We start from the raw sequence: 9,198 nt of genomic DNA on the forward strand, positions 1-9,198 counted from the left end.
GCCCCGGTCGCACCGGTTGACCCAGTAGCACCCGTCGCACCTGTGGCACCTGTGGCACCTGTGGCACCTGTGGCACCTGTGGCACCTGTGGCACCTGTGGCACCTGTGGCACCTGTGGCACCAACACTACTATTTGTGGTGATAGAACTACCAAGCAATATCGATGAATTGGTAGACGAAGCGAGTGATATGCTCCCACTGCTATCGTCAACGCTGTAGAGCAAAATTTGTCCGCCGTTCAAAATTCCATTCCCGTCCCCATCCACGGTGAACGTTCCAGAAATGCTGACCAATACCTGAAGCGAGCCCGCGAAATTACCGGACGCTCCTCCGTCAGGAATTTGAAAAGAACCGACAATGACCAGGACGGGCGCGGCAGTCGTTCCCGTATTCTGGACGATAAAATAAGTGCGGTCGTCAGTCGGGTTCTCGGCTACAGACCAATCAACATTGATGTAAGGCAATGTCGCCGAATATCCGGCGACCCCAACCGGTGTCAGCGGAGCTTGCGTGCCGCGCGAGCCGGAGACGTTCTCCAACTCCCAGCGTCCGCCCTTCGCCGCGGCACCGACCAGGCCCGTTGCCGCTGCGACCGGCGCGCCCGTCGTGCGCGACAGCCCCTCCACAAAGGCGCGCCCACGGGCGCCTTCACCCGTCTGGCAGCTCCACAGCAGGAGATCGCCGCCAGGTGCCAGTGCATCGCCGATCGCCGCGAGATCGCCCTCGTGCTTGTCGAGATTTGCCAGCGACAGCGAGCCGGCGCTGAAGCCGAGTTCGCCCGGGCGTCCGTGAACGACGATGTGGATCGCATCAAGGCCTTCGCGGCCAAGCAAGGCGTGCGCGATCTCTTGCGCAGCAGGCATGGTGCCGCCGAGGAGAACCGGCTGTACGCCAGGCCGCAGGCCGGCGACGAGCACGGGAATATCGGAGACCGCGGGGTCGATGAAGATGATTTCCCTTGTCGCTGCCATGAGAGTGTCCTCCAGGACATGGATGGATGGAATTGACGTCGTATGGTTCGCGCGCATGGTCATGCTCCCGCGCCGAACTCTGCCTCGACCGACACGGTGGTGCCGGCGGCGCCCAACATTTCCAGGGTCTCGGCGTCGTAAGCCGCAGCGGCGCCCGCGCGGGAGGAGAAAAGTGAAATACTTCCGGGTCTCGTCATCGCGGCACTGCTGCCAGCGACGGTGAATGGTCCCGACGCCGTGACCACAACAGGGAGCCGGCCTGCATACGGACTATTGGGAACAACAAACTCGCCGATCACTTTCTGGGAGCCGCCGACGTTGGCGACAATCTGATACTTGTTGGGTCTGGCGTATGGCAGCCATGAAACGATGATGTAGTTGCAGGCCAACGCGCCCGCGTTGGATGCTGGTGAAGCGGCAAAGTGCAGTCCGGATGCGCTGGTCATGGCGAGATCCTGTTGGTTCTGATTGGGTTCAAACTGAAGGTGCGGGGCGGCGGCGCACTGGGTGGACAGGTGTGGCGGGCTGGTCGGTTGCGCGGAACACGACCAAACCGTAACGCAAGGCCAGACAGCATCGCCCTGCCGCTGCCCTGCCGAGCACCGCCGTGGTCGTCGTCGCGACCGGAATTCTCTATGTGCCAGGAAACACGCGGTAGTCCGCGCAACGTGGCGATGGACCCTTGCAAATCAACCGGCCGGCAATCCGTCCTGTCGAACCGATGCGGATGGTGCTCGATTGCACCGAAGCGCAGGCTCATATCGCGGCCGCTTTGTTTCCCGCGTGCTATCACCCTAACAACCCCCGCCACACGTCCCTCGATCGTTCGAAGGCGCTTTTGCGAGGGCTTTGACTGCTTGCTAGGAAATATCAGGCAAACAAAATACTATTGACCGTCTGCGCTTTCGAAGCACAGAGCGACCATTTTTGCTCCCAGTACTCTCCGCTCTTGCAGATTTCCAGATTCGGCGGACTTCGCAAAACCCAGATCTACCCTCCGCAATTAAGTAAATTGGAAAGCAATCGAACTGTAAATGGATTAGTCCTTCCGATTTATGAAGTGCTGGATTGTAAATTGCGGCTGATGATTAGCCCCCTCAACCAGTTGTGGAAGCTGTGCATCGCTCATAAAAAGCCGATGGATATCTGTGGTTTAGACATTTGGCCTCCTGACCTCGCGAGCGCCGTCATATGAGAAGCTTGACGACAGCAGGTGAAGGCAGGTTCCTCCAAAGGGAGTACCCCACCCCTGAACACCCGGTGGGCCGTGCATGCAATGATGGCGAGGCACCCGGTCTTCTTTGGTGCATAATGCCAGGTCAGTCCGTTTCCTCTGCGCCGATTGCTCTGCGCATTCAACAGCTGCGGTTCTTGCTCCAGTTGGGGGATAACGGAGACTTCGTGGAAGGGACTGCCTCAATATGATCGTCAGGAATGGGATGCCCGATCTCCAAGCATGTCACGGTTCGTCGGCTAATCAATTCAGGAGCCAGGTTAGTGGCGGAGCCGACGTGGCCGACGGAGGTCACAACCCTGCCCGATCCTGTTCTGGAGTGCGTTCAGTACTGAACGAGCAGCACCGGCTTCCCTTCCACAAGGCTGGACGTGCTCACAATGAACGCCACAGCGACGAGGGGTCGGTATGAGCACCATCGGCCTTTGCATGATCGTTAAGAACGAGGCCAAGGTCATCTTGAGATGCCTGGCTAGCGCATCGTGCCTTGCCGATTTTGTGCTCGTCGTCGATACGGGCTCCGGCGACGGCACACAGGAACTCATTCGTGGCTTCCTTGCCGATCACAACCTCAAGGGTGAGGTCATCGACGAGCCATGGCGGAACTTTGCATATAACCGCACCTTTGCGCTGGAGCGGCTGCGCGAGAGGGGGTGGGTCGACTATGCGATGATGATCGACGCCGACGACGTCCTGATCCAAAACCATGAGTTTGATACGGCCGCGTTCAAGCTGCAGATGGATCAAGATCTATATGATATTGAACTCACAAACGGTGGCATTTCCTATTACTGTCCGCAGCTTTGCCGCAACTCACTGCCGTTCCGCTACAAAGGTATTCTGCATGAATACCTTGAGTTCCCTTCCGGCAGCATCACACGCCAGACTGCAAGGTGTTTCCATATAGCATCAGGACGCGAAGGAGCGCGTAGTCAAAATCCGCGAAAGTACCACGACGATGCAGCAGTGCTGGAGAATGCGCTGGCAACCGAAACCGATCCGTTCCTTGTATCGCGTTACACGTTCTATCTGGCCCAAAGTTACAAGGACTGCGGCGAGCGTGAAAAAGCGCTGCACTACTATCTGAGGCGTGCCGGACAGGGGTACTGGATAGAAGAGGTCTATGTAGCACTATTTCAGGCCGGGCACCTGATGGCCGCCTTGGACCGTTCTTTCGAGGAGGTCCTGGCCGTCTGGGAACGCGCCACCCGATCGGTGCCCGCGCGCGCGGAGGCCCTACATGCGGCGAGCCGGTATTGCCGCGACCGCGGCCGCTTCCACGAAGGGCAGGAGTATGCGCTTCGCGGTCTGGGCATGGACAAGCCTGCGGGGCTTTTCATTCAGCCCTGGGTCTATGACTACGGACTGCTCGACGAGTTTTCGGTCAACGCCTATTGGACAGGCACATACCAGGAGTCGCTCGACGCCTGCACGAAATTGCTCGCCACCAAATTGCCCGAAGACATACTAAAGCGAGTGCAATCCAACGCGCGTTTCGCGGCAGACAAGCTGCACGCCCAACAGCCAACGACATTGGCAGAACCTGCCGCCCAGAAACCGCTCGAGCAATTCAGGGTGGCGGCCCAGCCCCTTGCAGCGGGCGGTCGGAACGAGCACGATAGCGTATTGAAGGCAACGGCTGCGCAGCCATTGTCCTCATGGACACCTTCCGGCGCCGCAGCGGGCACCGAGTTGATGATCCAGGGTCTGGAGGATCGCATCCCGAATTCGCTCGCACGAATTCAGCTTCAGGTTAACATGTTCCCTGACAACCCATCCAGCAACAAGCCGCTGGTGATGTGGATGCATCACGATGTAAATCAGAACGCCGTCCAATGGTGCAGAAACCGCGAGCTTGTCGACCGCGTACGATGTTTCGTGTTTGTGTCACACTGGCAGCGTGAGCGGTACCAGTGCGAGTTCGGTATTTCACCCAGTAAATGCGTGGTTCTGCGCAATGCAACGGCAATCACGAAGCAGCAGCGGGTCTGGACGAAAACGGATCCCTTGCGGTTTGCATATACCAGCACGCCGTTTCGAGGACTTTCCGTCCTGCTTGACGCGTGGAAGCAACTGAACCTACGCGACGCTGAGCTCCATATCTGGTCGTCGATGAGGCTCTACCATCAAGACGATATGAAATATCAGCCACTGTACGCTCGTGCTCAAGCACTGAAGGGTGTCATCTATCATGGAATTGCTCCCAACTCGGAACTGAAATCCGCACTTCGTGAGATCCACTTCCTCGCCTATCCCAGTACATTCGAAGAAACGTCCTGTCTTGCGGTCGTTGACGCAATGGCTGCGGGATGTCGTGTGATAGTGCCTGCCCTCGGCGCCTTGCCTGAGACGACTTCCGGATTCGCTCACGTCTATCCGTGGAGCGACGATACCCTCGAGCACGCCGCATTGTTTGCCTCAGCCATCGCCCGTGAGGTCGATTGTCCATGGCTGGGCACTCCGGAAATGTCTTCAAAACAGCAGAACCACTGCGACCTGTTTTTCGACTGGAATGTGCGCGCCAAGGAGTGGACACGGCTCATCGAAAGTTTGACCGACAGTTTGGCTGGGCGCGGTCCACGCGACGAACAGATCCTGCTTGATCACCGGTGCTGACGCCGTTCCAAAAGAGCCGTCGATTTTAGAAGAGGTTGCCGAACTGCGAGATTTGCGGAATGCGACGGAGGCAACGAACAGATGACTGAAATCGCCCGGCCGCCGGATTCGTGGTTTCTGATTTAGACAACGCCATGCGCAGCTTGTGGCCTTGGCAGCAGGAATCGACGTGCAGCGACGAGAGTTTATAGAGAATCTTTTGTTCCTGACTGCCGCAGCCCCAACCTTTGCCGGTCCTGCGCGTTGGGTTGGTCTGGACGGGAGTCAGACCAACATGCCAAAGCCATCAGCAAATCGCGCGTTACCGATCAACCTCCTCTCTGCTCCAGTCGAACTCGCCGGCGACTGGGGCCACATGCTTCCCCGGTCGGTCGAGCTTGTCGTCGAGCGCATGCGGGTTGCCTGCCTCCATGGCGTCCGTCTTGTCTCCGACCGCCAGCCAACGCGCGTACGCGTCGACGAGCATTGCACGGGGCAGCCCGCCATCTGGCTGCATCCGGACGGAAGCAGCATTGCATGGATCATTGTGGACATAGGCGAGCGGGACTGGTCAAAGCTCGCCTATCAGTTCGGCCACGAACTCGGCCATGTGTTTGCCAACAGCTGGAAAGCCGACGCCAAGCCTGCAGTACCTTGCCAATGGCTTGAAGAAGCGATGGTCGAAGCATTCTCGCTGCGCGGGCTTGGACGCCTGGCCACTGACTGGAAAGACAATCCGCCGTTCGTCGGCGATAACGCCTTCGGTGACGCAATCGCCCAATATCGCCAGAACATTATTGGCGGCTATTCGGCCCTGGCAGATAGCCAGGGCCTCACCCGCGACCCAACTGCCTGGTTCGCTGATCATCGCAGCGAGATCGAAAGTCCCGGTCTCAATCCCTACGCGCAGGCAATGAGCCTGACGATACTCTCGGAATACGACCGGGTTCCCGATTGCGTTGAGGCGCTTGGCGCGCTGAACCGCTGGCCTCGCCGCAGCGGAATCCCGATTGGTGAATACCTGCAGCGATGGACGCAGAGCTGCACTGAGTTGCAAGTCTCCAAGCACCTCCCGCTTCGCTTACGCGAAGTCTTGGGGCTGCGGCTGCTTTAAAAGTGAGACCGCGCCGCACTAGTGTAAGGGAAGGATGATAGCGTACCTTATCACCGGCCGATGGCGATCCGCTCCATTCCCGAAAGCGAAGGGAGCGCCTGGAACGCCGTGAGAGGGAGGGTGTCAGCGATCAGTCGAAAAGTCCGCTACGCATTCTTCGAGGACGGTTAGGCGAAACCGGTACCCCTCAATTCGTAGCGCAATTGCATCACATGAGCATGCCGGTTGAACTTGCAACTTTTTGTCGCTGCTCCCCCTCCAGCACAGCAATGCGCTCGCGCAATTGCGCTGCTTTCGGAGCTCTCAAATACCTACCCAACGTGGCGCGCAGATCGAACCTTAAAATGGCCTATGGCCAATTTATTGCAGTTCAAGTCACCTACAAATCCAGCCGTCACTAACACGGGGCCTGACTTCACAGACGAACGCGATCGTCCTGTTTTCCACTCTGGAGGCAAGCGGCCGGACATCACAATGTTCGTGCCCGAATGGTCCGCAGGGCCTGGGAGGGTTCTTCGAAGCCCAAGGTCAGAATGGCTGCCTTGGATGGCATGGGAGCGCGGCGCCGGTGGGCTCCCACACCTAGCGCTTGGTGGCAGGCAAGATCGCTGCACTTTCCCAAGTTGAACCGTCCTTAGATGACAGGGACGGTCTTCCGGGAGATCAAACGATGGCAGTCAACATGATTGCGTTGGCGCCGATGAGAACAAGGCCGGAAAGTTCAAACAGAACGTTGTAGCGAATGTCGAGAAATCGACTACCAATCAGAGTATCAACATGGTGAAATCCAACAGCCCTAACTGATACAAAGGCGGCGACGAATGCCAGACCGAGCACCGCCACACCGTTGCGCCGCAGGCGCCCACGCATCAGCCAGACAGCCAGTGCGAGGAGCAAGACAGCCAAGACCAGCAATCCGATGATGAAATCCAGTTGAAACACCCGGCGTTTTTCGTACCAGCCCTGAATTTGGGACAAGCAGCGTCCGGCTGCGGTCAGCATGGATTGCAGATCGAGCTGCTTGTTCACCCCAAGGAACAGCATTGCGAGCACGACCAACCCCCAGAAAATCCGTTCGCGGCTGTCCTGTACGCGCATCAGGGTCATAAAACTTAGCACCACGCAAACGCCGTATGCCACGACCGTCACCCAGCCAGCGACAGTCGGGTCACCAATCTGAGGTGACCATTGATCACCGACGCATGCAGCAATGGTCGATAAATTGACGTCTTTAAACATGTCGTTGAAACATCACAAACCTAGGCCGAAGGTCAGCCAGCCGGCATGGTGAAATTTCGACGTTTGACCTACTTCCATCGTGGGCGCCGAATACCCTAATCTACAAGTTAACCAACGATGCTGCCGCCTTCAGGGTTTCGTATACTCCCGCTCGGATAGAGTCACCGACAAGGTCTCGTGAGATACAGGTTCGGCTTTTGCCGAGTGCACCAAAGCGGACGCAGATCATTTTCTGTATCATCAAGCGCAGCTTTATAGGCAGGGCGGCCCGACAGTGCTGGGGGCGCACTGTCGGGCCTGACCGGCTGAGGCTGGAGAGCCCGTCCGGCTGTGTGAATGATAATCACCGGGGGCTGCATAAAAACACTTCGCCAAAAGGGTCTCCTGCATACTGTTCGGAGTAGGCTCTGGAGTAGCTTCGTATGGCCGCCATCGGTCGTGGCACGTTTGCATCTGGCCGGACGAATGAGCCACCAGCGCGCCGCTGATGAATAAAGTACCTGGCGGCCAGCGAGTACTGCGATGGATCAATGGAGGCCGCCCTGGCAGTGCCACATATGTCTGCGCAACCGCCGGCAGTGAACGCCGTCTTTGCACTGTTCCTCTTGCCGTCGCCATCGGCGGCCCAGCGGCTTGGGTCGTAGGGACTAGCAGCGGCCGCCGCTGGGCCTGACCAGCTGGGTTTGGGCGTGGCTGGCTGACTTGAGAATGAGCGCGCGCTCATTTGGATGCAATCGGCAGCGTCGCATACGTTTTGTTTTAAGCCTCAGCGAATATGCTTAGGGGCTGGCGGCCGCTCGCTTAATAGCTGCATCTGAGGTGCCTTTCCTCAGCCGCACGGGGGACGCCGCATTCGAAGGCGGAATTTATGATCTCACCTGAATTGCAGTCAGAGGCAACTTTGTGGGTATCGGGATCGCACAGAAGCAGCCGCTTTGTTTTGTCGCTCATGCCGGGCAAACGGCTCGCTGAGATTCCCTTCGAGTTCTCAGCGAGCCTTCCGCGCGATGAAAGTGTGGTCGCTGAAGGTATTGCGACCGAGTAAAATGCCACGATTCTCACACGTGAAGGGTGGCCCGCGACAAAGCTGGCAAGCTGGGTAAGACTTGAGAGGGCACTCCAGAAGTAAGCCACACAAATATGCGCTTTAGAAAATTGGCTTTGCCATTTGTCGAAATTTTTATGGATAGAAACGGTGGCTAATTTCAGCTAGCGCGTACCTCGTTCGCATGGGCTGAGCTGCCGGATGTGCGACACTCCTGCCCTGCCCTAAACCATAGGGATGATCCGCCACGACGGAGAGTGCCCGGGACAATAGCTATGGTCGGATGTTAAGTCGCCATCGCTGGCGGATTCCAGCTTCGGACAGGGGCCTCAAGGCGCCGGTCCTTGCTGCCGCCGAGGTGTTTGCCTGATGGGGGCAGGGGTATGAATTTTCTGGTGACAGGCGGTGCTGGATTCATCGGCTCGGCGGTATGCCGGCATCTGTGCGCCAATCCGGCCTACCGTGTGACCAATCTCGACAAGCTGACCTATGCCGGCAACCTTGCCTCGCTGCGGCAAATCGAGAACGCGCATAATTACAGCTTCGCCCAGGCTGATATCTGCGACGAGAGGGCGGTGCTGGATCTTCTGCGCCGCCACGACATCGACATCGTCATGAACCTCGCCGCCGAGAGTCATGTCGACCGCTCGATCGACGGGCCCGGCGCTTTCATCGAGACCAACATCGTCGGCACCTACCGCATCCTCAATGCGGCGCTCGAATATTGGCGCGGCCTTTCCGACGACAGGAAAAGCCGCTTCCGCTTCCATCATGTCTCCACCGACGAGGTGTTCGGCGACCTGCCTTTCGACGGCGGCATGTTCGTCGAGGAAACGCCTTACGCACCGTCCTCGCCCTATTCCGCCTCNAAGGCGGCCTCGGACCATCTGGTGCGCGCCTGGCACGAGACCTACGGCCTGCCGGTGGTGCTCTCCAACTGTTCGAACAATTACGGCCCCTATCATTTTCCCGAAAAACTGATCCCGCTGGTCATTCTCAA

At 58.1% G+C, this 9,198-nt stretch carries 6 protein-coding genes; 3 read left to right on the forward strand and 3 right to left on the reverse strand.

Annotated elements, in window-relative coordinates; genetic code table 11:
- Together A3A9_RS44610 and A3A9_RS0136080 are read right to left on the reverse strand one after the other, a co-directional pair.
- A partial coding sequence (locus tag A3A9_RS44610) for a DUF4347 domain-containing protein (RefSeq protein WP_152536291.1) occupies positions 1–1,034 on the reverse strand: 1,034 nt, incomplete at its 3' end.
- Positions 1,031–1,417, reverse strand: coding sequence for a hypothetical protein (locus tag A3A9_RS0136080; protein ID WP_027062789.1), 387 nt, complete (start codon positions 1,415–1,417; stop codon positions 1,031–1,033). The genes A3A9_RS44610 and A3A9_RS0136080, both read right to left, overlap by 4 nt.
- A gap of 1,196 nt (positions 1,418–2,613) precedes the next feature.
- On the opposite strand from A3A9_RS0136080, the gene A3A9_RS42235 reads away from it, so the two are divergent.
- Positions 2,614–4,821, forward strand: a complete 2,208-nt coding sequence (locus tag A3A9_RS42235; RefSeq protein ID WP_063827834.1) for a glycosyltransferase — start codon at positions 2,614–2,616, stop codon at positions 4,819–4,821.
- Positions 4,822–4,972: 151 nt separating this feature from the next.
- Entirely contained in the window at positions 4,973–5,914 is a 942-nt protein-coding gene (locus A3A9_RS40760) for a hypothetical protein (protein ID WP_245279224.1), read from the forward strand.
- A gap of 663 nt (positions 5,915–6,577) precedes the next feature.
- Here A3A9_RS40760 and A3A9_RS0136095 read toward each other — a convergent pair.
- Positions 6,578–7,153, reverse strand: a complete 576-nt coding sequence (locus A3A9_RS0136095; RefSeq protein ID WP_051371511.1) for a hypothetical protein — start codon at positions 7,151–7,153, stop codon at positions 6,578–6,580.
- 1,428 nt (positions 7,154–8,581) lie between these two features.
- Here A3A9_RS0136095 and A3A9_RS0136105 point away from each other — a divergent pair.
- Positions 8,582–9,198: dTDP-glucose 4,6-dehydratase (locus A3A9_RS0136105; protein WP_027058118.1), on the forward strand; the 617-nt coding region annotated here is incomplete at its 3' end.

The organism is Mesorhizobium loti CJ3sym (assembly GCF_000472785.1).
Classification (GTDB): Bacteria; Pseudomonadota; Alphaproteobacteria; order Rhizobiales; family Rhizobiaceae; genus Mesorhizobium; species Mesorhizobium loti_E.

Excerpts from the sequence above, each read along its gene's own strand:
- A3A9_RS0136095 (WP_051371511.1), bottom strand. The coding sequence starts at position 7,153 with ATGTTTAAAGACGTCAATTTATCGACCATTGCTGCATGCGTCGGTGAT.
- A3A9_RS42235 (WP_063827834.1), top strand. The coding sequence starts at position 2,614 with ATGAGCACCATCGGCCTTTGCATGATCGTTAAGAACGAGGCCAAGGTC.
- A3A9_RS0136080 (WP_027062789.1), bottom strand. The coding sequence starts at position 1,417 with ATGACCAGCGCATCCGGACTGCACTTTGCCGCTTCACCAGCATCCAAC.